27 protein-coding genes and 1 tRNA gene are annotated in these 24077 nt (G+C 63.9%); 8 read left to right on the forward strand and 20 right to left on the reverse strand.

Translation table 11 applies throughout. The features are described from left to right. Positions 1-287: 287 nt before the first annotated feature. The 7 genes from phoB to FJ424_RS29650 form a co-directional block, all read right to left on the reverse strand. Positions 288-977, reverse strand: coding sequence for a phosphate regulon transcriptional regulator PhoB (gene phoB, locus FJ424_RS29620; protein WP_010911896.1), 690 nt, complete (start codon positions 975-977; stop codon positions 288-290). A 16-nt stretch (positions 978-993) separates the two neighbouring features. After that, positions 994-1701: a phosphate signaling complex protein PhoU gene (gene phoU, locus FJ424_RS29625; protein WP_140659481.1), complete on the reverse strand. Its 708-nt coding sequence runs from the start codon at positions 1699-1701 to the stop codon at positions 994-996. A gap of 20 nt (positions 1702-1721) precedes the next feature. Next, a complete protein-coding gene (gene pstB, locus FJ424_RS29630; RefSeq protein ID WP_140647909.1) occupies positions 1722-2525 on the reverse strand; it encodes a phosphate ABC transporter ATP-binding protein PstB in 804 nt (267 codons plus the stop codon). Next, positions 2522-3373, reverse strand: a complete 852-nt coding sequence (gene pstA / locus FJ424_RS29635) for a phosphate ABC transporter permease PstA (protein WP_140647908.1) — start codon at positions 3371-3373, stop codon at positions 2522-2524. Before pstA ends, pstB begins: the two co-directional genes overlap by 4 nt. A gap of 3 nt (positions 3374-3376) precedes the next feature. After that, positions 3377-4363: a phosphate ABC transporter permease subunit PstC gene (pstC, locus tag FJ424_RS29640; protein ID WP_140647907.1), complete on the reverse strand. Its 987-nt coding sequence runs from the start codon at positions 4361-4363 to the stop codon at positions 3377-3379. A gap of 64 nt (positions 4364-4427) precedes the next feature. Beyond that, positions 4428-5486 carry a phosphate ABC transporter substrate-binding protein PstS gene (gene pstS, locus FJ424_RS29645; protein WP_140659482.1) on the reverse strand — a complete coding sequence of 353 codons (1059 nt, stop codon included), beginning with the start codon at positions 5484-5486 and terminating at the stop codon, positions 4428-4430. A gap of 579 nt (positions 5487-6065) precedes the next feature. Beyond that, positions 6066-9431, reverse strand: coding sequence for a response regulator (locus FJ424_RS29650; protein ID WP_246677378.1), 3366 nt, complete (start codon positions 9429-9431; stop codon positions 6066-6068). A gap of 197 nt (positions 9432-9628) precedes the next feature. Here FJ424_RS29650 and FJ424_RS29655 point away from each other — a divergent pair, with 197 nt between their 5' ends. Next, on the forward strand, positions 9629-9976 hold the full coding sequence (locus tag FJ424_RS29655; RefSeq protein WP_246677379.1) for a hypothetical protein: 348 nt from the start codon (positions 9629-9631) through the stop codon (positions 9974-9976). Between the two features lie 57 nt (positions 9977-10033). On the opposite strand, the gene FJ424_RS29660 is transcribed toward FJ424_RS29655, so the two are convergent. Beyond that, complete coding sequence (locus tag FJ424_RS29660; protein ID WP_246677380.1) at positions 10034-10912, reverse strand: DUF2865 domain-containing protein; 879 nt, start codon at positions 10910-10912, stop codon at positions 10034-10036. 342 nt (positions 10913-11254) lie between these two features. Between FJ424_RS29660 and FJ424_RS29665 the strand changes: the two genes are divergently transcribed. Further along, on the forward strand, positions 11255-11470 hold the full coding sequence (locus tag FJ424_RS29665) for a hypothetical protein (RefSeq protein WP_140647904.1): 216 nt from the start codon (positions 11255-11257) through the stop codon (positions 11468-11470). 98 nt (positions 11471-11568) lie between these two features. Here the strand turns inward: FJ424_RS29665 and FJ424_RS29670 are convergent, their stop codons facing one another. From FJ424_RS29670 to FJ424_RS33740, 6 genes are all read right to left on the reverse strand, one after another. Further along, on the reverse strand, positions 11569-11928 hold the full coding sequence (locus tag FJ424_RS29670; protein ID WP_246677384.1) for a hypothetical protein: 360 nt from the start codon (positions 11926-11928) through the stop codon (positions 11569-11571). Positions 11929-12199: 271 nt separating this feature from the next. Next, the gene (locus tag FJ424_RS29675) at positions 12200-12991 is read right to left on the reverse strand and encodes a glutathione S-transferase family protein (RefSeq protein WP_140659485.1); all 792 of its coding nucleotides are present in this window, start codon (positions 12989-12991) and stop codon (positions 12200-12202) included. Between the two features lie 22 nt (positions 12992-13013). Further along, on the reverse strand, positions 13014-13595 hold the full coding sequence (locus FJ424_RS29680) for a VOC family protein (RefSeq protein WP_140659486.1): 582 nt from the start codon (positions 13593-13595) through the stop codon (positions 13014-13016). A 193-nt stretch (positions 13596-13788) separates the two neighbouring features. After that, positions 13789-14070, reverse strand: a complete 282-nt coding sequence (locus FJ424_RS29685) for a hypothetical protein (protein ID WP_140659487.1) — start codon at positions 14068-14070, stop codon at positions 13789-13791. A 124-nt stretch (positions 14071-14194) separates the two neighbouring features. Next, complete coding sequence (locus FJ424_RS29690) at positions 14195-14572, reverse strand: helix-turn-helix transcriptional regulator (protein ID WP_181182232.1); 378 nt, start codon at positions 14570-14572, stop codon at positions 14195-14197. Positions 14573-14616: 44 nt separating this feature from the next. Further along, positions 14617-14790: a hypothetical protein gene (locus tag FJ424_RS33740; RefSeq protein WP_181182233.1), complete on the reverse strand. Its 174-nt coding sequence runs from the start codon at positions 14788-14790 to the stop codon at positions 14617-14619. Between the two features lie 266 nt (positions 14791-15056). Here FJ424_RS33740 and FJ424_RS29695 point away from each other — a divergent pair, with 266 nt between their 5' ends. Beyond that, on the forward strand, positions 15057-16130 hold the full coding sequence (locus tag FJ424_RS29695) for a histidine kinase (protein WP_140659489.1): 1074 nt from the start codon (positions 15057-15059) through the stop codon (positions 16128-16130). A 56-nt stretch (positions 16131-16186) separates the two neighbouring features. Beyond that, positions 16187-16816, forward strand: a complete 630-nt coding sequence (locus FJ424_RS29700) for a response regulator transcription factor (RefSeq protein ID WP_246677381.1) — start codon at positions 16187-16189, stop codon at positions 16814-16816. A 544-nt stretch (positions 16817-17360) separates the two neighbouring features. On the opposite strand, the gene mscL is transcribed toward FJ424_RS29700, so the two are convergent. The 3 genes from mscL to FJ424_RS29715 all read right to left on the reverse strand — a co-directional run bounded on the left by mscL (position 17361) and on the right by FJ424_RS29715 (position 18654). Further along, complete coding sequence (gene mscL / locus FJ424_RS29705; RefSeq protein ID WP_140659490.1) at positions 17361-17780, reverse strand: large conductance mechanosensitive channel protein MscL; 420 nt, start codon at positions 17778-17780, stop codon at positions 17361-17363. Positions 17781-17817: 37 nt separating this feature from the next. Further along, complete coding sequence (locus FJ424_RS29710; RefSeq protein WP_140647912.1) at positions 17818-18159, reverse strand: DUF2853 family protein; 342 nt, start codon at positions 18157-18159, stop codon at positions 17818-17820. Positions 18160-18261: 102 nt separating this feature from the next. Then, positions 18262-18654 carry a YidB family protein gene (locus FJ424_RS29715; RefSeq protein WP_281405452.1) on the reverse strand — a complete coding sequence of 131 codons (393 nt, stop codon included), beginning with the start codon at positions 18652-18654 and terminating at the stop codon, positions 18262-18264. 384 nt (positions 18655-19038) lie between these two features. Between FJ424_RS29715 and FJ424_RS29720 the strand changes: the two genes are divergently transcribed. From FJ424_RS29720 to FJ424_RS29730, 3 genes are all read left to right on the forward strand, one after another. Then, positions 19039-19392 carry a hypothetical protein gene (locus tag FJ424_RS29720; protein ID WP_140659492.1) on the forward strand — a complete coding sequence of 118 codons (354 nt, stop codon included), beginning with the start codon at positions 19039-19041 and terminating at the stop codon, positions 19390-19392. A gap of 274 nt (positions 19393-19666) precedes the next feature. Beyond that, complete coding sequence (locus FJ424_RS29725) at positions 19667-21262, forward strand: OmpA family protein (RefSeq protein ID WP_181182234.1); 1596 nt, start codon at positions 19667-19669, stop codon at positions 21260-21262. Then, positions 21259-21768, forward strand: coding sequence for a GTP-binding protein (locus FJ424_RS29730; RefSeq protein WP_246677382.1), 510 nt, complete (start codon positions 21259-21261; stop codon positions 21766-21768). Before FJ424_RS29725 ends, FJ424_RS29730 begins: the two co-directional genes overlap by 4 nt. Positions 21769-21800: 32 nt before the next feature. Here the strand turns inward: FJ424_RS29730 and FJ424_RS29735 are convergent. The 3 genes from FJ424_RS29735 to FJ424_RS29745 all read right to left on the reverse strand — a co-directional run bounded on the left by FJ424_RS29735 (position 21801) and on the right by FJ424_RS29745 (position 22859). After that, a tRNA-Glu gene (locus tag FJ424_RS29735) sits at positions 21801-21875 on the reverse strand. A 190-nt stretch (positions 21876-22065) separates the two neighbouring features. After that, complete coding sequence (locus FJ424_RS29740) at positions 22066-22479, reverse strand: VOC family protein (protein WP_140659494.1); 414 nt, start codon at positions 22477-22479, stop codon at positions 22066-22068. Then, the gene (locus FJ424_RS29745) at positions 22476-22859 is read right to left on the reverse strand and encodes a fimbrial protein (protein ID WP_140659495.1); all 384 of its coding nucleotides are present in this window, start codon (positions 22857-22859) and stop codon (positions 22476-22478) included. Before FJ424_RS29745 ends, FJ424_RS29740 begins: the two co-directional genes overlap by 4 nt. Before the next feature lie 26 nt (positions 22860-22885). Here FJ424_RS29745 and FJ424_RS29750 point away from each other — a divergent pair, with 26 nt between their 5' ends. After that, the gene (locus tag FJ424_RS29750; RefSeq protein WP_140659496.1) at positions 22886-23956 is read left to right on the forward strand and encodes an RluA family pseudouridine synthase; all 1071 of its coding nucleotides are present in this window, start codon (positions 22886-22888) and stop codon (positions 23954-23956) included. The last annotated feature ends 121 nt before the right edge of the window (positions 23957-24077 follow it).

Below are 24077 nucleotides of genomic sequence, written 5' to 3' on the forward strand. Positions count from 1 at the left end.
CGTTGGAGATTGGCCGAAGCCACCGCGACTTCGTCATTCCAGGGCGGAGCAAGGAGCGAAGCGACGCGCGCAGACCCTGGAATCCATGCCGTTACCTCGATCGTAGGGTGCAGTGGTGCAGAGTTCTGCGCCATAGCGGCGCGTGGAAGTCACGGAATGGATCCTCGGGTCTGCGCGCGTCGCTTCGCTCCTTGCTCCGCCCGTGGATGACGAAGCGCAAGCGTCTCGACTACCCACCAGCGTAAATGTTGGAAGTGCCGATCCCGTCGGAACTTCCGCCCTCGGGACTAATCCTCCCTGATCGCGTACCCCGCCCCGCGGATGGTGCGGATGACATCCGGCATGCGGCCGTTGTTGACCGCCTTGCGCAGGCGCCCGACATGGACGTCCACGGTGCGCTCGTCGATATAGATCGTCTCGCCCCAGACATTGTCGAGCAGCTGGCTGCGCGAGAACACGCGACCGGGATGGCGCATCATGAATTCGAGCAGGCGGAACTCGGTCGGGCCGAGCCTGATCTCGCTCTTCTTGCGGTAGACCCGGTGCGATTCGCGATCGAGCACGATGTCGCCGACCTTGAGCACGCTGGACAGCACCTCCGGCTTGGCTCGGCGCAGCAGCGCCTTGACGCGCGCCATGAACTCCGGCGTCGAGAACGGCTTGACCAGATAGTCGTCGGCGCCGGTCGAGAGGCCGCGCACGCGGTCGCTTTCCTCGCCGCGCGCCGTCAGCATGATGATCGGCAGCCGCTCGGTCTCGGGCCGCATCCTGAGACGCCGGCAGAGCTCGATGCCGGAAACCGCCGGCACCATCCAGTCGAGCACGAGCAGGTCGGGAACGTTTTCCTGAAGGCGGATTTCGGCCTCGTCGCCGCGGGTCACCACTTCGACCTGGTAACCCTCGGATTCGAGATTGTAGCGGAGCAGCACCCCCAGCGGCTCCTCGTCCTCCACCACCATGATGCGTGGCGCGATCATTGGGGTAACCTTTTCGTCAGGCCGCCGGCGCCGACATTGCGGTCTCGTCCTGCTTCGGACGATTGGCGGGCAATTGCGTGCCGGTCAGCACATAATAGGCATTCTCGGCGATGTTGGTCACATGGTCGCCGATGCGCTCGAGGTTCTTGGCGCAGAACAGAAGATGCGTGCAAGCGGTGATGTTGCGAGGGTCTTCCATCATGTAGGTCAACAGCTCGCGGAAGACGGACGTGTATTTGACGTCGATGCGCTCGTCGTCGTTGCGAAGCTTGGCCAGCGCCGTGGCATCGCCCACCGTATATTCCTGGATCACGGCCTGGACCTGGATCAGCACCAGCTGCGCCATCGAATCGATCGAATGCGTGAGGTCGCGCGGCGCGGCGCTGACGCCGACCGAGCCGACACGCTTGGCGATGTTCTTGGCGAGATCGCCGATGCGTTCGAGGTCGCCCGCCATGCGGATCGAGCCGACCACGTTGCGCAGGTCGTCCGCCATCGGCTGCCGCTTGGCGATCAGCGTGATGGCGCGGTCGTCGAGCTCGCGCTGACGAGCGTCCATGATGGCGTCGTCGGAGACGACGCGCTGCGCCAGCGCGTTGTCGGTCTCGAGCAGCGCCCTGGTCGCACCGCCGACCATGGAGCTGGCGAGATCGCCCATGTCGTTGATGAGCCGGCTGATCTGCCTCAGATCCTCGTCGAAGGAGGCGACGGTATGTTCGGCCATGATGATGTCCTCGTATGAACTCAGCCGAAGCGGCCGGTAATGTAGTCCTGCGTGCGCTTCTCGCGGGGCGAGGTGAAGATCTTCTCGGTCCGGTCGAACTCCACCAGCTCGCCCAGATACATGAACGCGGTCTGCCGCGACACGCGTGCCGCCTGCTGCATGTTGTGGGTGACGATGACGATCGTGTAGTCGGCCTGCAACTCGTCGATCAGTTCCTCGATCTTTGCCGTCGACAGCGGATCGAGCGCCGAGGCCGGCTCGTCGAGCAGGATGACCTCGGGCTTCACCGCCACGGTGCGGGCGATGCACAGGCGCTGCTGCTGGCCGCCCGAGAGGCTGAGGCCGCTCGCGTTGAGCTTGTCCTTGACCTCGGTCCACAGCGCGGCGCGCTTCAGCGCCTGCTCGACGCGGCTATCCATCTCGGCCTTGCTGATCTTCTCATAGAGCCTGACGCCGAAGGCGATGTTCTCGTAGATCGACATCGGGAACGGCGTCGGCTTCTGGAACACCATGCCGATCTTGGTGCGCAGCAGGTTGAGGTCCTGCGAGCGGTCGAGGATGTTCTTGCCGTCGAGCAGCACCTGGCCCTCGGCGCTCTGCTTCGGATAGAGCTCGTAGATGCGGTTGAGCACGCGCAGCAGCGTCGACTTCCCGCAGCCCGACGGGCCGATGAAGGCTGTCACGCTGCGCTCGGGCAGGGACAGGTTGATGTCCTTCAGCGCCTTCGACTGGCCATAGTAGAAATTGAGGTTCTTGACCTCGATCTTGGCCTTCTCGACGGTCGTGTCGGCTGCGTTCAGGTCGGTGGACAACATCGGTTTCATCTGTCCTCTCTGCGTCCGGTTAGGCTGCGGGCGATGATGCTCAGCCCGAGAACCGTCAGGGTGATTATGAGTGCGCCCGTCCAGGCCAGTTGCTGCCATTCCTCGTAAGGGCTGAGAGCGAACTGGAAGATGGTCACCGGCAGGCTGGCCATCGGCGCATTGAGATTGCTCGACCAGAACTGGTTGTTGAGCGCGGTGAAGAGAAGCGGCGCCGTCTCGCCGGAGATGCGGGCGATCGCCAGCAATATGCCGGTGACGATGCCCGACATTGCCGCGCGGTAGGCGACGGAGCGGATCACCACCCAGCGCGGCGCGCCGATGGCGGCGCCTGCTTCGCGCAGCGCGTTGGGCACAAGGTTCAGCATGTCCTCGGTGGTGCGCACCACGACGGGGATCACCAGGATCGACAGCGCGACGGCGCCGGCAATCGCCGAGAAGTGCCCCATCGGCCGCACCATCAGCTCATAGACGAACAGGCCGATGATGATCGATGGCGCCGACAACAGGATGTCGTTGATGAAGCGCACCACCGTCGTGAGCTTCGAGAAGCGGCCATATTCGGCCATGTAGGTGCCGGCCAGCACGCCGATCGGCGTGCCGACGACGATGCCGATGATCGTCATGACGATGCTGCCATAGATGGCGTTGAGCAGGCCGCCGGCGTCGCCGGGCGGCGGCGTCATTTCAGTGAACACCGCCAGGTTCACCCCGGAGAGCCCCTTGTAGAGCAGGGCGCCGAGGATCAGCGCCAGCCAGGCGAGGCCGATGCCGGCCGCGACGACGCACAGCGCCATCATCACGGCATTCTTGCGTTTGCGGCTTTGGTGAAGCGATGCGGCAGTCGACATCGGTCAGGCTCCCGTGCGGCTATCGATGCGCAACAGCATGTAGCGTGCAAGCGCGAGGATGATGAAGGTGATGATGAACAGGATCAGGCCGAGCGATACCAGCGAGGATGTATAGAGATTGCCGTCGGCTTCGGTGAATTCGTTGGCGATGGTCGCCGAGATCGTCGTGCCCGGCGCAAACAGCGAGGCGCTGATGCGGTGCGCGTTGCCGATGACGAAGGTAACCGCCATCGTCTCGCCGAGCGCGCGGCCGAGGCCGAGCATGACGCCGCCCATGATGCCGACGCGGGTATAGGGGATGGTCACGCGCCGGGTCACTTCCCAGGTCGTGCAGCCGATGCCGTATGCCGATTCCTTCAGCACCGCCGGCACCGTGTCGAACACGTCCTTGGTGATCGAGGTGATGAAGGGCAGCACCATGATGGCAAGGATCAGCGACGAGGTCAGCAGGCCGATGCCGTAGGGCGGGCCGGCAAACAGGCTGTTGAGGCCGGGGATGCCTTTGAAGAGCCAGATGACGAAGGGCTGGATCGTCGTCTGCAGGAACGGCGCGAACACGAACAGGCCCCAGATGCCGTAGATGATCGAGGGAATGCCTGCGAGCAGCTCGACCGCGATGGCGATCGGGCGCCTGAGCGGACGCGGGCAGAGCTCGGTCAGGAAGATGGCGATGCCGATGCCGATCGGCACAGCGATGAGAATGGCGATGGCCGAGGTGACGATGGTGCCGTAGATGGGCGCCAGGGCGCCGAAATTCTCGGTGACCGGGTTCCAGGATTCGGTGGTCAGGAAGGAGAAGCCGAACTTCGACAGCGCCTCCCACGAGCCGGCGACCAGCGAGATCGCGACCCCGCCGAGCAGAACCAGCACGAGGATGGCGGAAAGGCGCGTGGCCGTCCGGAATGCCATGTCGGTGAAGGCGAAGCGGCGCACCGTCGCTTCCCTGGTCCGCAGGGCGGACGATGTCGCGGCGTCGGAAACGGCTGTCATTTAGCCCCTCGCATTTCGAAAGAGACAGGAGGGCGCCGGAGACGCCCTCCTTATTCGCTAGGAATTACATGCCGGAGTAAAGCGGCTTGCCGCTCGCGTCGACGATGTCCTTGCCCCACATTTCCTCGACGCTCTTCACGACCGCGTCGGGCATCGGAACGTAGTCCAGGCCCGCGGCCAGCTCGTCGCCCTTGGCATAGGACCAGGCGAAGAACTTGAGCGCTTCGGTCGTGGCCGCAGTGTCGTCGGGCTTCTTGTAGACGAGGATCCAGGTGGCCGACGTCATCGGCCAGGATTCAGCACCGGCCTGGTTGGCCAGGATGACGCCGTAGCCCGGCTGCGAGCTCCAGTCGGCATTGGCCGCGGCGGCCGAGAACGCGGCGGCGGTCGGCTCGACCTTCTTGCCGTCCTTGTTGACCAGGTCGGTGTAGGTCAGCTTGTTCTGCTTGGCATAGGCGTATTCGACGTAACCGATCGCGCCGCCGGTCTGCGAGACGTTGTTGGCGACGCCTTCATTGCCCTTGGCGCCGATGCCCACCGGCCATTCGAGCGCGGTGTTGACGCCGACCTTCGACTTCCAGTCGGCGCTGACGTCTGCCAGGTAGTAGCTGAAGTTGAACGTGGTGCCTGAGCCGTCCGAACGGTGGACGACGGCGATCGCCTGGTCGGGCAGCTTGGCGTCGGGGTTGAGCTTCTTGATCGCTTCGTCGTTCCAGTTGGTGATCTTGCCGGCGAAGATGTCGGCCAGCGTCGGACCGTCGAGCACCAGTTCGCCCGGCTTGATGCCTTCGAGATTGACGACCGGAACGATGCCGCCCATCACCATCGGGAACTGCGCGAGCCCGGTGGAGTCCAGATCCTCGCCCTTCAGCGGCGCGTCGGAGGCGCCGAAGGTCACGGTCTTGGCCTTGATCTGCTTGATGCCGCCGCCGGAGCCGATCGACTGGTAGTTGAGACCGATGCCGGTCTCCTTCTTGTAGGCGTCGGCCCACTTCGCATAGATCGGATAGGGGAAAGTGGCGCCGGCGCCGGAGATATCGGCTGCCATTGCGGCGGAGATGCTAAGGGTTGATGCCGCAGCCATTGCAATCGCAACGGCCGCCGAGCGGATGAAATGTCTCATGTGGCCTGCTCCTGTTCGGAAGATGGTCTTTCGGCACCCGTTCTATAGGCGCCCGGTGAGCGCAATAGCCTTCGATTATTACAGTCGCATGACAGTTTCGTGTCAGCCCGGTAACGCCTGAACGGGGATGCTCGGAAGGGGTTCGCGGCGGCCTCGAAGGACCGGCCGGAGTTTGCCGCGGGAATCAGTAACTTGTCTGACTTTTGAAACAAAATTTATCCCGGCGGCCGGATGACGGCCGCCGGGAAATAAAATCCGGACGAGAGTGCGTTGCCTGAATGCCAGAGCGGATCATGGCCTGGCCATCGCCGAAAACAGGTCCGTTGGGGTAGAGTCGACGCTGTTTCTTGTTGGCGGTCGCTGCTCCCGCCCGTAACCGAAGAGCGGAATCAATGTCACGATTGTCCGAGCTTGGCGTTTGCTTTGGTATGGTGCGATCGCACCATACGCATGCGTCAACGCCCTGCGCCCGCCAGCCGGCTAAAATCCGCCTTGACTCTTGATTTCGCGCAGTTCCGGGACGGACGGCTACGCGAAGGCGCCGGAGCCTGAGCGTTTCACGCTTTTCCCGATATTGCTCTAACCTGCGTTGCGCCGGGTCTCGACGTCCGAGCCCAGCCATCGCTCGAGCTTTTCGAGCAGCGCCCGCGGACTGATCGGCTTCGGCAGGTAATCGTCCATGCCGGCCTCCAGGCAGCGTTCGCGGTCGCCCTTCAGCGCGTGCGCGGTGACGCCGACGATCGGCACATGCGTGCCCATGTCCTCCTCGAGCCTGCGGATGGCGGCCGTCGCCTCCAGCCCGTTCATTTCCGGCATCGACACGTCCATCAGGATCATGCGCGGATTGAGCCTGCCGAAGGCGTCGAGCGCCTTGCGGCCATTGCCGACGATCTCGAAGCGGTAACCGGTCTCGCCGAGGATCTGGGTGAACACCATCTGGTTCACCTCATTGTCCTCGGCGACGAGGATGTCGAGCCCGCGCTCCGCATCGGCAGGGCGTGGACGCGCCCGCGCCGGCGGCGGCTGCAGCATGGCGCGGTCCGATGCCGCCGTCTGCGCCGGAGCGGCTTGCGGGGAGCTGCCGGCGCCAATGGCGGGTTGCGGCTGCGCGGCCGTGCTGCTGTGGCGGTGGCGCTGGATGGTCGAGACCAGCGTTTCCAAGAGAATGGAGGAGCGCGCCGGCTTGATCAGTTGCGCATCGATGCCGAGGTCGCGATAGGCCGTGCCGGCAAGCGACTGGTCGACCGAGGTCAGCATGATGATGGGCGTATGCGCCAGGCCCGCCGTGTTGCGCACGATGCGCGCCATCTCGGCGCCGGTCATGCCGGGCATCTGATAGTCGAGCACCACGCAATCGACCGGCACGCCATAGGCGGCGGCGGCAATCAGCACCTTCAACCCCTCGGCGCCGCTTTCGGCCGCGCAGGAATCGAACGTCCACGACGCCATCTGCTCGCTCAGGATCGAGCGGTTGACGGCGTTGTCGTCGACGATGAGCACGCGTGCGCCGGTGACATCGACCGGCATGATGCGCTGCCCGCCCTGCTCGGCCCTGGGCAGCGTGACGGTGAACCAGAAGGTCGAGCCCTTGCCTTCGGCGCTGTCGACGCCGATCTCGCCGCCCATCATCTCGACCAGCCGCGAGGTGATGGCAAGGCCAAGCCCGGTGCCCTCATGCCGCCTGGTCGAGGAGGTGTCGACCTGGCTGAATTTCTCGAACACCAGCTTCAGCTTGTCTTCCGGAATGCCGATACCGGTATCCGTCACGGAAATGGTGAGCTTCGTGCCCGCGGGGACCCGGTCGCCCGTCACGTCGACCAGGACATGGCCCTCGTCGGTGAACTTCACGGCGTTGCCGAGCAGGTTGGTGACGATCTGCCTGATCCGGCCGACATCGCCGACGAACTGGCCGTCGAGCCCCGGCTGGACACGAACGATGAGCTCGAGGTCCTTCTCCTTGGCGCGCGTCGACACCAGCGTCGCCACGTCCTCGATCGCCTCGGCGAGATTGAAGGGCGCCGGGTCGAGCACCATCTGGCCGGCATCGATCTTGGAGAAGTCGAGGATGTCGTTGATGATGGTGAGCAGCGCGTTGCCGGATTTGACGATGATGTCCGTGAACGTCTTCTGCTTCGGATCGAGGTCCGACTTTGCCAGCAGCTCTGCCATTCCAAGAACCCCATTCATCGGCGTGCGGATCTCGTGGCTCATATTGGCGAGGAATTCCGACTTGGCCCGGTCGGCGAGCACGGCGCGCCGGCGCGCCTCGCTGAGCTCGGCCTCGCGCTGCTTGAGCTCGGTGATGTCGGTGGTGGAGCCGATCAGATAGAGCGAGCCGTCAGAGGCGATCATCGCGCCCTTGCGGGCGAACTGGTGCCTGACGCTGCCGTCCGGCATCGTCACCGTCTCTTCGATCTCCTGCGTCTCGCCGGTGCGCAGCACGGCCAAGTCGCTGGCGACGAAGGCTTCGCCGTCCGCGCCGAAAATCTCGACATCGGTCTTGCCGACGGCTTCTTCCTTGCTGAAGCCGGTGAGATCGCACCAGCCCTTGTTGACGTAGAACTGCCTGAGGTCCGAGCGCTTGGCGTAGATCGACACCGGCACGTTGTCGATGAGGCTGCGGAACACCTCGTTCTCGCTCATGCTCTGCCGGAGCGCCTGCTCGCGCGCCTTGACGTCGGTGATGTCGGTGCTGGAGCCGACCAGATGCACGGAGCCGTCGATCGCCACCAGCCGGCTCTTGCGCGTCATCAGCTGCCGGACCGTGCCGTCGCGGTGGGTGACAGCCTCCTCGATCTCGCGCCCCGAGCCGGTCGCCACGACGTCGGTGTCGTCATTGCTGAAACCGTCCGCCTCTTCCGACGCGAAAAGCTCGCGATCCGTCTTGCCGAGCACCTCGTCCTTGGCGAAGCCGGTCAGCGCGCACCAGGCCTTGTTGACGAATTCAATGCTGAGATCGTCGGCCTTGATGAAGGCGGCCACGGGCAGCTCGTCCATCACGTGCCGGTAGAGGTCGATCTGGCGCATGGAGTCGCGCAACGCCTTCTCGCGCGTCTTGATGTCGGTGATATCGACGCGCACGCCGATGAACGTCCCGTCGTCGGTGCGCATGTCATAGACTTGGTACCAGCGCCCGTCGGCGTTGAGGCGTTCGTAGGCGGAGCTCGGCAAACGGTAGCGCGTGAGCATGGCGTCAAGCCAGCGTTCGGTGTCGACGCCATACAGACCGTCGATTTCGGCGTCGCCGCTCGAGCGGAAGTAGCCGACCGAATGGCCGAGAGACAACGCCTCGCGGAATGTGCGGCCCGGCTGCCAGGCCGGCTTCAGCGCCGGCAGCGTATCCTGCAGCTTGCGGTTGGCGAAGACGAAGCGATCGTCGCGATCATAGATGATGACGCCCGCCGGCAGCGACTCCAGCACGGTGGCGAGGTTCCTGCGTGCGTCCTCCGCTTCTGTCTCGCGCTGTTTCATGTCGGTGATGTCGACATAGGAGATCAGCCGCTTGCCTCCGGGAAGCGGCGCCAGCGAGGCGATCAGTGTGCGGCCGTCCTTGCGCGGCAACTGCCTGGATCCCGCGGCTCCGGCGCGGATTTCGGCCTCCCGTTCGGCCACATGGCTTTGCCAAGCCTGTTCCTCGCCGCCGAACGGATCGGCGTCACGGCTGGCTTCCATGAGGTCGCGAAAGCGACTGCCGGCCGGAGCGCGCCGCGGATCGATCTTCCAGAAATCGTAGAATGCCCGGTTGACCACCTCGGCCCGCAATTCGGCATCGAGAACGATGACGCCGATCGGCATCGAATCGACCATCAGGCTCAGATTGGCAAGCGCCTCCGAAGTCCCGGCCATATCGTGGACGCCACCGAGAAAGGCCCCGTTGTCGCGCATATCCGCCTTGTCGAAATTCCGCGCGCTGTCCGCCTCGACAGTCCCGTCCGTATCCGCCATTCCTACCCCCAGGACCGAACCGTGCCGGTCCGTCGGCGGAATGTGCCCGACAAGCATTAACGATCCGCTAACCATAATGATTGCAACCGCCTGCCGCCGGTCCCGTTGAGCCAGATCCGGTCGAGGCGCCGGCTGCGGTAATCCGCCCGTTGGCGATCGAGGCAACGACGCATTATAAGGTGCCTGAGGTGTTGCTAATGTTTGGTCGAATCGCGGCTTTCGTCCTGTGCCCGGCGCTGCTTGCAGCGGGCGGCTGCGTGCGCAGCGACGACGGCACGGTGATCGTTCCAAGCCGGATGGATGTCAGGCGTGTCTGGGACGAGGCGCCGCCGGGAACGACCGGGTCGCGGCAGATCGCCTCGGACGTCTTTCCTCTGCCGCCAGGCCCGCCGCCGGGCCCGGCCGTCCGGCGCTACCCCAGGCGCGCTTCGATGACGCCATCCCTGAGCCAGGACCTGCCGGACGAGTCTTCCGGCGAGCAGAGACCCCTCGCCTGCAGGAATGTCGGCGAAAACGGCAAGCGCTACCGGGTCGTCTGCGAATAATGTTGCCTGGTCAAACAGCCAGGCGGCCCTGCCGCAAGGCAGGGGGCGATGGCCCGATCAATTCGCGGGGAAGAAGGCCGGCCCGACCACGCGCACCGGCTTTGCATCTGCCGGGACAAGCGCCTCGGGCTGCGCGATCGAGCTGGTCGCATCCGCTCCCGCGCCCTGAGCACCGCTCGATGGAATCTCCGAGACCGTGCCCATGTCCGGCCTTGATGTCGGCAAGGGAATGATGGCGTTTTCCATGTTGCGCGGCCTCACCGTGCGCGCCCTGAGCTCGGCCACCCGCTGGGAGTAGCGCTTGAGGTCGCAGGCCTTGAACTCGGCGGCATCGCGATAGCGGAAGGCGGTTGGGAGTTCGGTATAGGGCTTGCGCGTCTCGACCGCGACCATCTGGTCGGTCTCAAGGCTCGGATCGCTCAGCGTATAGAGATCGACACCCGCATCGTCGCAAATGTAGCGGCATTGATCGACCGTATCCTTGAGGTCCCCGCCTCGCGCGAATTGCGAATTCGGCGCAGGGAAGAAATAGCCGTCCGAGAGGCGAACGCAAAACAGCATCGCATTCCCACCATATGCCGGGGTGGAAGCCTCGGGGTTGGACGCCTGCTGCTGCGGCGCCTGCTGCCGCTTGGAAGCCCCCTGACAGCCAAGCGCCACGTATCTCGCCTGCAACCCGGAGGAGTCGCGGCCGGAATTGCCGATGCTGGCGATCCGGCGCTGCACCTCGGTCCGATTCCGGGCAAGATCCGCGCAGGCATTGAAGAAGCCCCCGACGGCGCCGACGGCGCTGCAGCGGCGCTGCCTCTCCAGCCACTGGATCGCGGCGAGCTGGCGCCGCAGTTGCCCAAGCTCGGGGCTAATCGCGTCGCGGCCACCGGACAGGAACTGGCTTCTCAGCGCCGAGCAAGAATCGGCATAAGAAACCTGCGTCATCGCCAAGATCGCCATGACCACCAGCAATGATATCTTAAGAAGCCGCAACCTCGCCATCGGGCGCCACCCCTGTTCGAAGATTTAATTGATACCAGCTAATTGAGAGATATCTTATATACATAAAGGTTAGCCGGAACTCACCTATATGATTCAAGTGTTACGCTAAAGCTTGTGAAGCGAATATTACACTTTAATTTCAAGATTGAGACAGTAGCCGAAAAACCATTTTCAGGGCGGCCAAAGCCGGGCCGCTGCGCGATCACGGACTGCTGATGAAACCTTTGACCGGCGATAGACGTTGTTGGCGTTGATGTGAGCCGCGCAGTGCAGAGGAGACTGAAGATGTCCATTCACTTCACCGTCTCTGGCTTGACCAGGAACCTGATCCATTCTCTTGGGCTGGATCATGAGCAGGCGCCGAGACCCCTTACCCCCGAACAAAGCCTTCTGCTGGATTGCTACCTGGCCGGGCAGATCCCGGACTCCGCCTGGAACGATTACGTCTTCGAGATGCCGGAATTGGAAAAACACGCCCAGGTCAGACGCGCACGCGGTTGACTTGAGTGCGGCACGGCCGCTCGGCGCCTTTAGAGGACTTCCAGGAAAGTGCAAGTGGCTAAAGCGCGTCGCCTGAATCCGTTTCAGCGCGACGCGTTTTAGGTCTTCGGCGAATTGAACTGCAGCGTGAAGACGTTTCCGGCAACGCCTTGCGCCAGCGACGGCGAAAAGCTGAGCGGCAGGCAATCGTTCAGAGCCTTGGTCGCCGCATCGACATAGGCCTTGCGCGTCTTGTCGTCGCCGCTGACATGGATGGCGGTCGTCCTCGGCGGCCCGATCAGCGTGCCGTCGCGCTTGAAGCTGAAGCTGAGCGTGACGGAGGAATTGTCGGAATTGGCCGGCGGTGTCCAGCAGGCGAGCAACGCGGCGCCGACCTCGCTCATGCTGCTGAGCGACGCGGCGGCCGATGGAAACGGCGCGATCGACAGCGCGCCCGCCATCATCAAGGATCTTGCCATGTTCATCGCGGATTCCTCGTTGCCATCGCTCAACCGCCTGGCGGCATCGTACGACCCATGACGGAGATGACAATAGGCTTTCAGCCCGCCCGTCGGCGCCGCAATCATACTGTCGTGATTGCGGCGCTATGGCCGCGAAAAAAAGCAAAAGGCCGGCACGGAGCCGACCTTTCCCTTGCCTCGTCATGGCGCCAGTACATCCGTGGTCGCCGCGAGGACTGCGACCAGTAGACAGGCCTTAGGTAAACGAAACCTTAACCCCGAGGAACTGCTACGCCCTGGCCTGCGATTTCACATGCGCGATGTAGCCGCGCACGTCGCCGGCGGGTTCGGCATAAGCCTTGCCGAGCTTCTTCTCCAGCGCCGCCATATACTCGTTCGCCCATTTGGGCAGCACGTAGTCGATGACCGCCAGGAATTCGAGCGTTGCCGCCAGCCTTATATCGGCGATCGACGGGTTGTTGCCGCCGATGAACGGTTTGCCGTCGCGGAAGAAGGAATGAAACACCTCGAGCGGCTCCGCGATCGCAGCCATCGCCGCCTTCTGCGCTTCCGATTTCTTGTCGGGATGGGCGTCGCCGTGGCCGACCTCGCCGGCATATTGCGGGAAGCCGAGGGCCGGATACGTCGCGCGCGCGACATACGGATAAAGTGTGCCGACCAGATAGAACATGGCGCTGTCGATCATCGCCCGCTTGGCCGGCGCCCTCGGATAGAACTTATCCAGCCCGTGCTTGTTGGCGAGATACTGCATGATGGCGCAGCTTTCCCACAGCACGCCGCGCGGCAGGCCCTTATCCTCGATCATCGGCGTCAGATGCGCCGGATTGCGCGCCAGGAATTCGGGCGAACGCGTTTGGCCCCAGGCATCGGTCTCCGTCGGATCGAGCCCGGCCGCGCGCGCGAACACCCGCACCGTCATGTTGTTGACGCTCGGCCTCAGCACGCTGAGTTTCACGCCGGGCTTCTTGGCCGGCTTCGCCTTGGGCGCCGCTTTTGCCGCCGGCTTTGACGCCGCCTTGGCCGCGGGTTTCTTTGCACTCTTCGCTGCAGCTTTTGCCATGTCGGTCCTCCCTCTGACCCGGTTAATAAGGATTTTTAGCCGCCCTGCTTTCCGACAGGGTTTCGCGTGCCCGCTCGACCAGCGCCTGGATGGCGTCGGCCAGATGCAGTTCGGCGATGTTGTAGTCGCCGCGCGCCACGCGGATCTTGTGCGCCTCCATCAGCACGTCTGCATGGGTGAAGCCGGCCGGCGGTTCGAAGCGGTAGGAAGCAAGCTCGATCAACAGCCCCAGCGGATCCTCGAAATAGATCGAGTCCATGAAACCGCGATCCTTCACACCGCTGTGCTTGATGCCGCGCTCGTCGAGCCGCGCGACCGCCTGCAGGAAGGTGACCCGCGATACCGAGAACGCGATGTGGTGGACGCAGCCGATATCGGTCGGTGTCCGCCGCTTGACGGGGACCCGAGTCTCGTCGGTGAAGACGGTGATCAGCCGCCCGTCGCCCGGATCGAAATAGAGATGGCTTTCGCTCGCCTTGTCGAGATTGGGCTGCTCGAAGATGAAAGGCATGCCGAGCACGCCCTCCCAGAAGTCGATCGAGGTCTGGCGCCCGGCACCGACCAGCGTGATGTGATGAACGCCTTGCGACTGCAGCTTCCGCATTGGCTCCTCCCCGCCTGCACTTGCGCCTTGCCGGTTTCCAGGTGCCTGGCCGCGCGCGGATCAGTCTCGGCACGCGACCACCGCCCGGTTCTCGTTGCGCTCCGCACTCCGCATCCTGTCGGATCGCGGCCGGAGCGCGATGAGGGGATGCTAATTCAATCCGGGACGTTACGCCAGAAGCGCCGCCGGGCCTTCACTGCGCTTGCGAGCCGTTGCCGCCGTCGGCGATGATGCGGATCGATCGCCGCTGTCCGGTTTGGATTCGGATGGCGGCCAGGCACTCACTCGATTCATGACCCCAGTTCTGCCCCTTGCAGGCGAAGTCGATCCCCGATCGGGGAACGATGCGCTGCTCTTTGCCAGCGGTGTTGACGGCAAGCGGATCCGGATCACGCGCGGCGGAAGAGGTAACGCTTGATAGCCAACCGATGGCGATCAGCATCAGACAACAGCCGCATCCGATCAGGACGGCCATTCGCCACTCGGAGATCCCCCTCAGCGGCCACGGGGAACGGCTCTCTGTCGCGTTCATCTCACTCACCCACGCTTTGCCTGCCGATCTCGAAGCGCGCGCGGCGCCGCCGCGGGCGTCTCGATCCTCAGGTCAGGATCCAGGCCACGGTCCTGCAGGCATCGGCCGGCACACCTCCGATTCCGGCGGACAGATGAGGCGAAATGGCACCGAGCGGCACATCCAGGATGTGCGCGATTGCCTTGAGGGTCCGGGTGGAGGCCGTCTTTCCGGACCGCTCTATCTGCGACAGCATGCTCGGGGTTATTCCGGCTTGGGCGGCAAGCTGCCTTCCGCTCAGGCCGCGCAGGACCCTGACGGCGCGAACCGGGTTCTCGCCGGCGGCGATCCTGTCGAGGACGCGCTTGGGCAAAGGACTGTTGGGGGTAGGCTCGTCAAGCTCGCTCACACCCGCCATCGCGGTCTGCTTGAGTATGCGGAACTGGGATTCCGGCAGCACGACCATGCGCTCTTTCGAGCCTGGGTGCTTGATGAATTGGACGTTTAGCTTCATGGCGACCGGCGTTCGGGTTTGGCTTGCTGCGCGGCTCGAGACGGAGCCTCGATTACCTGAAAATAAAAAGCACGAAGATCAGAAATGAGATCGACAGGATCGCGGCTACCGACAGAAGCGCCAATATCTGAAAGCTGATCGGCAACTGCCGAAACCGTCTCCACGTCCACGGTTCCTTTTCCCAGTGCTGAAATCGCGGCAACCCCAGCTCCCTCGGTCTGAGCCCGTCGTGCCGGCGAACCGGACGAAGATCATCGTTTCAAACCACGTCGACAGGTTGCCGATGTCGACGACCTTCGACCTAGCCCCTTTGGCGGGGGCGTGACATCTGTCGAAAGTCAGGGGCGATGATGACGAAAGTCATATTCGTTTGCGGCCGGTTCGGGCTTACGTCAAAGTGGACTGCCGCGCCCTGCGGCTGTTTTTGCGAGAACGAATGATCGATATCGGCACAGAGTTACTGCCGGCCGCGCAAGCGGAAGTCATCGGGCTTGCTGTTTTGCGGGCCGACAGGACAGTTCAGCAAAAAGTGGGGCGCCTGGTCGAGTGGCTCCCCGCCCTTGGAGCGGACTGCTGCCTGTGCACGCTCCTGGTCGGGATGGAGGCCGAGATGGCGGCCTTGTCCGAGGGACGCCGCGATCTGATCGCCTTGTCGGGCGTGCGGGCCGAATTGCCGGGGCTGGACCGTCCGGTGACCGCGGTCATCCTGTGGAATGGCGATCGATCGCACTACGTCGTCATCGCGATGCCCGACTTCACGGCGCGCCAGGCCGAGATCATGTTCGAAAGCGAGCGGCGCGCCCGACGCTTGATGGAACAGCAGCTCGAAGCCGCCAATTCCGAGGTGCGCTTCGCCTCGCTCGCCCGCACCCGCCTTCGCCTGGCGCGCGACCTCCACGACACGCTCGTGCATTCGATCGTCGCATTGCTGACGCAAATCCGGCTGACCAGGCACTTCCTGGCGACCGATCCAGCCCGTGTTTCAGACGGGCTCGCAATTGCCGAGGAAGCGGCGATAACCGGCTTGGCGCGGGCGCGCGACGCCATCGCCCGGCTCAGGATGCCCGACGACCTCGAACCGGGTTCGGATGTCGAGAAGATGCTGTCGGACTTCGCGCAGCAGACCGGCATCGAGGTCTCCACGCAAATCGCTGACGGAGCCCGCCCCGGGCTGCAGGATCACGAGACGACGATCCGGCGCATCGTCGGCGAAGCGTTGCGCAACGTCGAGGCGCATGCGAAGGCGCGACGGGTCCGGTTCGACGCGGCCGTGGAAAGAACCGAAGCTGGCGCAAGACTCATCGTCGATGTCCGCGACGACGGACGCGGCTTTGACGGGACCGTCCCCAAACAGGGACATTTCGGGCTGATTGGAATGGTCGAATTCGCCGAGCTCGCGGGGGGACAATGCGCGGTGGAAAGCGCGCCGGGGGCGGGCACGCTGGTTCGGACGACCCTTCCCCTGACCGTGCCGGCCACGAACGACCGGTCCGGCGCCGTGGGTGCGTAGAAAGTTGGGGGTGTAGCAAGATGACCGATCCGCGCCTGAAATCCGAAAGGATACGCGTGCTGATCGCCGAGGATCAGACATTGATCCGAGAAGGCCTTGCCACGCTGCTTGCCCAGCAAAACGACGATTTCGAAATTGTCGGCGCCGCGGCCGACGGCGAGCAGGCGATCGAGTTCGCGCGCCGTTACCGCCCGGACGTCGTCCTGATGGATCTGCAAATGCCGCGCGCCGACGGCGTCACGGCAACCCAGCGTATCCTGCGCGAATTTCCGGGAACCGGTATCGTGGTCCTGACCACGTTCGAGACCAACGACCTGATTTTCGAGGCTGTCAGCGCCGGAGCCAAGGCATATCTGCTGAAGGACTCCAGGATCGACGAGATCGCGGCGACGATCCGGACCGTGGCGAACGGCCAATCCGCGCTTTCACCCGGTGTCGCCGCGAAAATTCTCGAGGAATTCAAGCGATTGCGTCCGCGCCACGCCCCGGCGAGCGCGCCGTTGCGTGGCGACCTCACCGCGCGCGAGAACGAAATCCTCAAACTGATCGTCGAAGGCAAGAGCAATGGCGAAATCGGCGCCCAACTGCATTTGGCCGAAGGTACGATAAAGAACTACGTCAGCACGATCCTCGAGAAGTGCGGCGCCAAGAACCGGACCGAACTGGCCATAAAAACGATAGGCTGAACGACCGTTCGGTGCGCCGCGACCTTTGGGTTTCTCCCACCGGACCTGCCGGGCGATCGAACGCGCAAAAAGGCCCGCGGCTCCGAGGTTTTTGGGGCGAAGCCACGGGCAGTCTTGTTGCCCGAGTTCCTGCTCTTGGCGGCAGGTCGAGGGAGGCCGCGGTCGGCGCCTCACAGCAGTGCTTGGCGGTCACGTCCTTGCCTGATCGCGGACTTCGATTTCGCGAAGCGCCAGCGTGGTCAGAACCATTTCGGCGCTGCCGATCGATGGTCGCGGCGCAAGCAGGCGTATGAACGCGTTGAACTGCTCGGCATCCATTTCAGCAAATGGCGTTTCACGGTCCGCATGGTCTCATCGAGCCTCGTCAGCAATTCTGCAATGATCGTCATGTCCGAAGCCTTGCCCATGGCTCGCGCAGGCAGGCGGAACGCTGTGCCGGGGATTTCCGCTGGTCGGCCGCGAAGGCTCGCGGATCGAGAATCGACGCAAGGCTACGCAGGGTTCGAGGCGGCCGGGCCTGACCCGGCCGCCTCGGACGATCCCGCTATTTTCTCGCGAGCAGGTCGCGGATTTCGGTCAGCAGCGCGACATCGGCGGGCGGGGCCGCGGCGGCGGCAGGCTTCTCGCGCTCCAGCCGCTTGCGCAGGTTGTTCACCGCCTTGACCATCAGGAAGATGATGAAGGCCAGGATCAGGAAGTTCAGCACGGCAGTGATGAAGCTGCCATAGGCAAAGACGGCGCCCTCTTTCTTGGCATCGGCCAGCGCGGTCGAGTGGACGTTCGAAGACAGCCCGAAGAAGTAATTGTTGAAGTCCAATCCGCCGAAAATCGCGCCGACGATCGGCATGATGATGTCGTCGACCAGCGAAGTGACGATCTTGGAGAAGGCGGCGCCGATGATGACGCCGACGGCCAAGTCCATCACATTGCCTTTGGAAATGAATTCCTGGAATTCTTTCAGCATCCCCATCTCCTCTTAGCCCATTTGCCTGTTTGCGCCGTCAGGCGAAGGCGTTCTCGCGCCTGAAATGCTTGACGAGCAGGTAGTAGAAGACCGGGCGGTGTTTGTTGCGGTTGGTGCGGCCGTACTGGTCGATGACCCTGGCGAGCCCCGCGTCCAGGCCGGCATCGGCCGTCAGCCCCAGTCTTTTGATGAGAAAGTTTTTCTTGACCCGTTCCAGCTCCTCCTTGTCCGAGGCCGAAACGGTGGATGCATCCTTGTCGTAGATCGCCGGACCGCAGCCCTTCGTCACCTTCGTCAAGAGATCCAAATCCGCCGTAAGGCCGCATTTGACCCTCAGGTCCGCCGCATATTTGCTGATCAGTTCGTCCTGCTTGCTCACACGCTTGCCCTCTCGTTTTCGGCTGGACAGCGACACCACTGTCGAGTCGCGCGGCGTGGTTGCCGCAAAAGCCGTCTGGATTTGTCTTGCTGTCCGTCAGTGTCAGCCGCGGTGCGTCGCGAGCACCCCGTCGGGGCTGGCCTGGTCGACCGCGGCCGGAAGATGTTGCGCCAGGGCGGCGGCCACCTGATCCAGCGGAATCCCGAACTGGCTCGCCAGTTGCTGAAGACGCTGGTCGCCAAGGGCCGCCTTGATCTCGCCTGGCGCGATCGGAAGATTTGCGGCATTGGTGCTCAGCCAGGATTCGACACGGTCGCCGAGACCCGACTTCTGCAGCATGGCAAGCACACCCTGATAACCGCCGACGCCGGTCAGCGCATCGGCCAGGAGTGACGAGCCTCCGCCCTGCTGTTCGCCTTGCAAGGCACTTTGTAGACTGTCCAAAAATCCCATCTGGAAACCTCCCGTCGAAAAATCACGTCCGCCGTCGCGCAGCGTTCCGGCGTGCTGATCTAGGCCGTTTCAAGGGGTTGCGGCACCTGACGAAGGTCAGGACCGGAGATGACGAAAGTCATATTCGGCAGCAGCCGGATCGCCCTCGAACCGGGCATCGCTCCTGGCAAGGCGGCTCCGCGTCTTTCCCGGTGCGGGGGGCTGCTCGGCCTGCATTCGATTCAGCTCGGATTCGATTCAGCCCCGAAGGGCGACTGGCGTGCGAGCAGTCATTGCGATAGGTGACGATTGACAGGGCGGCACAATTGCCACGCTCGACACGAGATAGCTCCCACAAAGGCAATAAGTCGATTGCCTGTCACACGAATTAGGATTTGATATAACGGTCGTCACCGTATCAGTGAGCGTGAGAACCGAGGAAAGAACATGAAAGCCGCCGAGCAAGCCGCAAAAGCCGCGGATGGAGCCGCATCCGCGAACGGATCCGAAGCCAAAATCCATGCCGAGGCGACGATCGACCAGGTTCGCAATCTCCTGTTCGGAGGCGCGCAGCGGTCGCTCGAGAGCAGCCTTGCCGACCTGCGCGAGGAGATGCAGGCCACCATCAAGCAGCTCCAGGCCGACTTTGCCAAGGAGCTCGCGACGCTACAGGCGCACGTCCTGGAACTGGAGCGGGAAACCGAACAGAAGCGGCTCGCCTCGCAAAGGGATATTGGCGCCGCGATTTCGGACCTTGGAGCAACCATCAGCGGGCTAGGGTCCGGGCGCGCGGGAAAGTAGTATGACGTCCGCCGCCGGCCAGAACCGTGAGATCGAGCAGCTTAGAAAACTGCTCTTTCAAACGGAGGCGGCGCGCCTCGAGGCGCTGGGCGCGGATGTCGCCCTGCTTCAGCAATATATCGGCAGCCCCGACCGCCTGGAAACGGCGACGGCCGACATACTGGTCGCCGCGCTGGAGCGCGCCGAAGTCGTTCGGCCGCGCGAGCTGGCGAACGTCATCGCGCCATCGGTGGTTTCAGCGATCCGCAGCGAGATCAGGAACTCGCGCGACCTCATGGTCGACGCGCTCTACCCGATCACGGGCAGGCTGGTCAGCGCGGCCGTGGCGAACGCTTTCAAGGAACTCGTCGCGCGGCTGGAGCAGCGCCTCAACGCCCTGACATCGACGGAGCTGTGGATCGGGCGCGTCAAGTCGCTGGCGACCGGCCGGCCGATCAGCGAGTTCGTTCTGGCAAACGCCAGTCCGCCGCGCGTCAACCGGCTGCTGATGATCGAACGCGGCAACGGTCGCCTCGTCGCGGACTGGAAGCGCGAAGAGACCTCCGACGAGCGGGCCGACCTGCTGAGCGCGATGGTCGCGGCGATCCTGGAATTTTCCGTTCAGGCCCTCGCGGGGGAAGGCAATCTGCAGCAGCTCGACTTCGGCGGACGCGAGATCGTGCTTCGCGCCTCGCCCCGGTTCATCCTGGCCGCGGAATGCATCGGCCCCCTTCGCCCCGCCGACGACGCCAGGATCAATTCGCTTTTCTTCGACACGATCGAGAACATGGATCGCGGCCTCGACTGCGACGCCGCCATGCTGGCGTCCCTGGCCGCCTCCATCGAAGCCGCTCCCGCCGCGGAGCGTAAAGCACGTCCGGCCGGAAAGGTCGTCCTGTTCGTCCTCGCGGCTCTCGTCGCCGCCGGGCTGACATGGCTGGCGAGCGTCTATTTGACCCGCACGATGCTGGAGCGGCGCACCAATGGTGCGCTCCAGGAACTGGCCGGCAAGGAACCGCTGCTGGATACGTTTCCCCTGCGCCTGGATTTCGACCACCGCAATCGCAGCGTCTCGGTCTCCGGCATCGAGCCAAGCCAGGTGCAGACCGCTCCGCTGATCGACGCCCTGGCCAAGGCCGCAGCGCCCTATCGGGTCGTCGGCCGGATCGGCGTCGTGCCGGGCACGGAGCAGGTGGCGGCGCTCAACGCCGACATCGACGTCCTGCGGCAATCGGTGACCGGCCTCCAGGCGGGCATCGACGAAAACCACCAGGCGATCGCCGAGCTGCGGCAGTCTCTTGCCGGCTTGCAGAAATCCGCCGGCGAGACCGGCGAAGCGGTCGCCGGCCAGAAGCAGTCCCTCGCGGGCTTGCAGGCCCGCATCGACCAGACGCGCGGGCCAAGCGAAGAAGAGCTGCGATCCCTTGCCGGCCTGCGGGCGGGCATCGATGAAACACGCGCGGCGCTCGCCGAGGAGACAAAATCCAGGAACCAGCAGTACGACGCCCTGCAATCGATAGCCGACAGCCCGGCCGAGCGGCTCAACCGCTTCATGGCCTCGACGGCAATTTTCTTTGGCACAGGCGACGCCTTCGCCGACGACAAGGAGGCTGGGCAGCAGATTGCCAATCTTGCCGGGCTTCTCGCCGGCAACGATCTGAGAATCCGTGTCGTAGGGCACGCGGACGACACCGGAACGGATGTGGCCAACCGGGTAGTTGCCCGCAAGAGAGCCGACCAGGTGGTGCGAAGATTGACCTCGCTCGGGATCGAGCCGTCGCGCTTGTTTGTGGTTTCGCGCTCGTCATCGATGCCGATTTCCGACGTGCCGAGCGAAGGCAACCGCCGCGTCACCTTCGAAAACGTGTTCCGCGCCGAGCGCCCTCAATGATGCTCAGCGCAAAGGTCATGCTGCTTGGGGACATGGGTGTGGGCAAGACATCCATCATGTACCGTCTCGTGCACGATCGTTTCGACGGCGAATACAAATCGACGCTCGGCGTCGAGGTGCTGAGCTACGATGTTCCGGCCGATCCGGTTCGCGGCGGCGACACGGCGCGGCTTGTGCTGTGGGACACCGACGGCGATTTCGGGACGCGTATTTTCGACACCGTCTACGTCACCGGCGCGTCGGCGGCGATCGTCGTGTCGGACGTGACGCGCCCGCAAACCGTGACGCGCATGGTCGAGCTGGTCCGCAGCTTCGAGGCGCGATTTCCGGGCAGGCCATACCGGGCCCTTGTGAACAAGATCGATCTCGCCGAAGCCCCCGGCAGCGCCGAAGAGATCGGCCAGCTGCCGCGATCGAGCGTCAAGTTCGTGAGCGCCAAGAACGGCGAGGGAATCGTCGATGCCTTTGCCGAACTCGCCGAAACGATACGGCGTCGGCAGTTTTAGTTCGGCAAAAAGTTCGGCTTGTTTGATTGTCTTGGTACGCCCAAGGGGAATCGAACCCCTGTTCCCGCCGTGAGAGGGCGGTGTCCTGACCGCTAGACGATGGGCGCGCTCAAGAACCGGCTACATAGGCTGGCGGCCGGGAAAAAGCAACCGAGCAGATTCCGGAAAAGTGTCGTACGGTTTTCCGACAAGAATCTGCGACAAAACAAAAGTCCTAAGCGGAGCATTCATTGGCTTGCCGATGAGTGCTCCGCTTAGGGTTTCGACCGCTTCGCGCGCTTTGCCGGCCGCCACCGGTCAGACCTGCCGTTTCGGCTCGATCAGGTCCCAGAGATTGCCGTAGAGATCGGAAAAGACGGCCACCGTGCCGTAGGCCTCGAAGCGCGGCGCCTCGCGGAATTCGACACCCTTTGCGAGCATCGCCCGATGGTCGCGGGAAAAATCGTCGGTCTCGAGAAACAGGAAGACGCGGCCGCCGGTCTGGTTGCCGATGCGGCTTTCCTGCTCTTCGCTGGATGCTTCCGCCAAGAGCAGCCGCGCCCCATGGCCCTTCGCCGGCGCGACGGTGACCCAGCGCTTGCCGCCGCCGAGGTCGACATCCTCGCTCAGCATGAAGCCGAGCTGCTCGACATACCAGGCGACCGCCTCGTCGTAATTGCCGACGACGAGCGCGACGGTCGCGACGCTGCGGCGTTCGGCAAAGCCGCTCATTTGTTACGAATCGAGAACTGGCCGACGATGCGGCGTTCGGCGATGTCGTAGACGAAGATCGAACGGCTGCCGTCGGCAAGCTCGGCATCGATCGACAGGCGGTTGCCGGAGAGCGACTGGCTGATCACCTTGGCGCCGACGGGCAGCACAATGTCGCCCGACAGCGGCGCGCCGGCCGGAGCCTGGACATCGGCGGCGGGAGCCGGTCCGGCCACCGGCGCATTGCGGGCTTTGTAGACAAGCGCCCCGATCACCACCATAAGGGCGAGGAACAGTAGGCCGAGATTGACGATCATGAAGCGGACGAGCTTGCGGCGCACGTTCTCGGCCGCGGGGTCGAGCGGCTTTTCCTCATCTTCTTCGGCGATTGGCCGGGCCATGGCTAGACAATCCGCAACGGTTTTCGATGAGCGCTCATAACGAAGAGACCCCGATATTGATAGAGGACGAATTGGCGGACGAGGAATCGGCTGCCGGCGAAGCCGTCGTGCTGGAAACCGGCGCCGACGCCGCCGGCCAGCGTCTCGACCAGTGGCTTGCCGCCCGGCTCGGACCTGAGCTCTCGCGTAGCCGCGTGCAGGCGCTGATCAAACAGGGCGCGGTCTCCATCGCCGGCAGGCAGCTGCTGGAAGCCAAGCGCAAGCTGATGGCCGGTGAGCGGATCGAAATTCTGGTGCCCGCGCCGGAGCCGGCCGAGCCGCAAGGCGAGGACATTCCCCTCGACATCCTCTACGAGGACGACGAGCTGATCGTCATCAACAAGCAGGCCGGACTGGTCGTCCATCCCGGCGCCGGCAACTGGACCGGCACGCTGGTCAACGCGCTGATCCATCATTGCGGCGACAGCCTGTCCGGCATAGGCGGCGTCAGGCGGCCGGGCATCGTCCATCGCCTCGACAAGGAAACCAGCGGCGTCATGGTCGTGGCCAAGACCGACCGCGCGCATAAGGCGCTGTCGGAGGCCTTTGCCGACCACGGCCGCACCGGCGATCTCGAACGCGCCTATCTGGCGCTGGTCTGGGGCATTCCGCAACGGCCGACGGGCACCGTCGACGCCGCGCTCGGCCGCGCCGCCGATCGCATCCGCCGCGCGGTGGTGCCGGAAAGCCGTGACGATGCCCGCCATGCCGTCACCCATTTCAGCGTCGTCGAGCGCTTCGGCGAAGGACAGCAGGCTTTCGCCACCGCAAGCCTGGTCGAATGCCGGCTGGAGACCGGCCGCACCCACCAGATCCGCGTCCACATGGCCCATATCGGCCATCCGGTGATCGGCGACCCGGATTACGGGCAGGCCTTCCGCACCAAGGCCAACCGGCTGCCCGAACCCTTGAAAGCCAAGGTCAGCGCCTTTCCCCGGCAGGCCCTGCATGCCTGGCTCCTTGAATTCCGGCACCCGACCACCCATCTATCGATGAGGTTCGAGGCGCCAATACCAAGGGACATGGAGGAATTGGTCGGCGGCTTCCGCAAGCTCTGAAACCTGCCATTAAGACGCTTCAAACCGACCATCAAAAAACCTGACTGGCGTTGTTCACTTCAGCGTGACACACTGTTTCGTGTTGAACAAATGCTGTCTTTTCTGGTTTTGTTCCTATATA

It is taken from the genome of Mesorhizobium sp. B3-1-8, from assembly GCF_006439495.1.
Lineage (GTDB): Bacteria > Pseudomonadota > Alphaproteobacteria > Rhizobiales > Rhizobiaceae > Mesorhizobium.

What these genes read in the sequence shown, in the direction of transcription:
- phoB (WP_010911896.1), bottom strand. Translation starts at nt 977, where the DNA reads ATGATCGCGCCACGCATCATGGTGGTGGAGGACGAGGAGCCGCTGGGG.
- phoU (WP_140659481.1), bottom strand. Translation starts at nt 1,701, where the DNA reads ATGGCCGAACATACCGTCGCCTCCTTCGACGAGGATCTGAGGCAGATC.
- pstB (WP_140647909.1), bottom strand. Translation starts at nt 2,525, where the DNA reads ATGAAACCGATGTTGTCCACCGACCTGAACGCAGCCGACACGACCGTC.
- pstA (WP_140647908.1), bottom strand. Translation starts at nt 3,373, where the DNA reads ATGTCGACTGCCGCATCGCTTCACCAAAGCCGCAAACGCAAGAATGCC.
- pstC (WP_140647907.1), bottom strand. Translation starts at nt 4,363, where the DNA reads ATGACAGCCGTTTCCGACGCCGCGACATCGTCCGCCCTGCGGACCAGG.
- pstS (WP_140659482.1), bottom strand. Translation starts at nt 5,486, where the DNA reads ATGAGACATTTCATCCGCTCGGCGGCCGTTGCGATTGCAATGGCTGCG.
- FJ424_RS29650 (WP_246677378.1), bottom strand. Translation starts at nt 9,431, where the DNA reads ATGGCGGATACGGACGGGACTGTCGAGGCGGACAGCGCGCGGAATTTC.
- FJ424_RS29655 (WP_246677379.1), top strand. Translation starts at nt 9,629, where the DNA reads ATGTTTGGTCGAATCGCGGCTTTCGTCCTGTGCCCGGCGCTGCTTGCA.
- FJ424_RS29660 (WP_246677380.1), bottom strand. Translation starts at nt 10,912, where the DNA reads ATGACGCAGGTTTCTTATGCCGATTCTTGCTCGGCGCTGAGAAGCCAG.
- FJ424_RS29665 (WP_140647904.1), top strand. Translation starts at nt 11,255, where the DNA reads ATGTCCATTCACTTCACCGTCTCTGGCTTGACCAGGAACCTGATCCAT.
- FJ424_RS29670 (WP_246677384.1), bottom strand. Translation starts at nt 11,928, where the DNA reads ATGGCAAGATCCTTGATGATGGCGGGCGCGCTGTCGATCGCGCCGTTT.
- FJ424_RS29675 (WP_140659485.1), bottom strand. Translation starts at nt 12,991, where the DNA reads ATGGCAAAAGCTGCAGCGAAGAGTGCAAAGAAACCCGCGGCCAAGGCG.
- FJ424_RS29680 (WP_140659486.1), bottom strand. Translation starts at nt 13,595, where the DNA reads ATGCGGAAGCTGCAGTCGCAAGGCGTTCATCACATCACGCTGGTCGGT.
- FJ424_RS29685 (WP_140659487.1), bottom strand. Translation starts at nt 14,070, where the DNA reads ATGGCCGTCCTGATCGGATGCGGCTGTTGTCTGATGCTGATCGCCATC.
- FJ424_RS29690 (WP_181182232.1), bottom strand. Translation starts at nt 14,572, where the DNA reads ATGGTCGTGCTGCCGGAATCCCAGTTCCGCATACTCAAGCAGACCGCG.
- FJ424_RS29695 (WP_140659489.1), top strand. Translation starts at nt 15,057, where the DNA reads ATGATCGATATCGGCACAGAGTTACTGCCGGCCGCGCAAGCGGAAGTC.
- mscL (WP_140659490.1), bottom strand. Translation starts at nt 17,780, where the DNA reads ATGCTGAAAGAATTCCAGGAATTCATTTCCAAAGGCAATGTGATGGAC.
- FJ424_RS29720 (WP_140659492.1), top strand. Translation starts at nt 19,039, where the DNA reads ATGAAAGCCGCCGAGCAAGCCGCAAAAGCCGCGGATGGAGCCGCATCC.
- FJ424_RS29725 (WP_181182234.1), top strand. Translation starts at nt 19,667, where the DNA reads ATGGTCGACGCGCTCTACCCGATCACGGGCAGGCTGGTCAGCGCGGCC.
- FJ424_RS29730 (WP_246677382.1), top strand. Translation starts at nt 21,259, where the DNA reads ATGATGCTCAGCGCAAAGGTCATGCTGCTTGGGGACATGGGTGTGGGC.
- FJ424_RS29740 (WP_140659494.1), bottom strand. Translation starts at nt 22,479, where the DNA reads ATGAGCGGCTTTGCCGAACGCCGCAGCGTCGCGACCGTCGCGCTCGTC.
- FJ424_RS29745 (WP_140659495.1), bottom strand. Translation starts at nt 22,859, where the DNA reads ATGGCCCGGCCAATCGCCGAAGAAGATGAGGAAAAGCCGCTCGACCCC.
- FJ424_RS29750 (WP_140659496.1), top strand. Translation starts at nt 22,886, where the DNA reads ATGAGCGCTCATAACGAAGAGACCCCGATATTGATAGAGGACGAATTG.